Here is a 1,084-nt window from a genome sequence, read left to right as displayed (position 1 = left end):
GCGATTAAGCGATAACTTTAGCAACAACACCAGCGCCTACAGTACGGCCGCCTTCACGGATTGCGAAACGCAGACCGTCGTCCATCGCGATTGGGTGAATCAGGGTTACAACCATGTTCACGTTGTCGCCTGGCATTACCATCTCTACGCCTTCTGGCAGTTCGATGGTACCGGTCACGTCAGTAGTACGGAAGTAGAACTGTGGACGGTAGCCTTTGAAGAATGGCGTGTGACGACCACCTTCATCTTTGCTCAGGATGTACACTTCAGATTCGAACTGGGTGTGCGGCTTGATGGAGCCTGGTTTAGCCAGTACCTGACCACGTTCGATTTCTTCACGTTTGATACCACGCAGCAGAACACCTACGTTCTCACCAGCACGGCCTTCGTCCAGCAGTTTGCGGAACATTTCAACGCCAGTACAGGTAGACTTAACGGTGTCTTTGATACCAACGATTTCAACTTCTTCGCCAACTTTGATGATACCGCGCTCAACACGACCGGTAACAACGGTACCACGACCGGAGATGGAGAATACGTCTTCGATTGGCAGCAGGAACGGCTTGTCGATAGCGCGCTCTGGCTCTGGGATGTAGCTGTCCAGGGCTTCGGCCAGTTCGATGATTTTCGCTTCCCACTCAGCTTCGCCTTCCAGCGCTTTCAGCGCGGAACCGCGGATCACTGGCAGGTCGTCGCCTGGGAAGTCGTACGCGGACAGCAGTTCGCGAACTTCCATTTCTACCAGTTCCAGCAGCTCTTCATCATCAACCATGTCGCATTTGTTCATGAATACGATGATGAAAGGAACGCCAACCTGACGACCCAGCAGGATGTGCTCACGGGTCTGAGGCATTGGGCCGTCAGTCGCAGCAACTACCAGGATCGCGCCGTCCATCTGAGCAGCACCGGTGATCATGTTTTTCACGTAGTCGGCGTGCCCTGGGCAGTCAACGTGCGCGTAGTGACGAGTCGGGGTGTCATACTCAACGTGAGAGGTGTTGATGGTGATACCACGAGCTTTTTCTTCTGGCGCGTTATCGATCTGGTCGAAAGCACGTGCAGAACCGCCGTAGGTTTTAGCCAG

The 1,084-nt window shown here is 54.0% G+C and carries 1 protein-coding gene; it reads right to left on the bottom strand.

Annotation, left to right across the window (positions count from 1 at the left end; genetic code table 11):
- Positions 1–4 precede the first annotated feature (4 nt).
- On the bottom strand, positions 5–1,084 hold a 1,080-nt coding region (tuf, locus tag ACSBQV_RS24210), incomplete at its 5' end, for an elongation factor Tu (RefSeq protein WP_060417749.1).

The sequence above is a fragment of the Serratia sp. B501 genome (assembly GCF_051172315.1).
Classification (GTDB): Bacteria; Pseudomonadota; Gammaproteobacteria; order Enterobacterales; family Enterobacteriaceae; genus Serratia; species Serratia ureilytica.
This window is presented reverse-complemented; position numbering and strand designations above follow the sequence as displayed.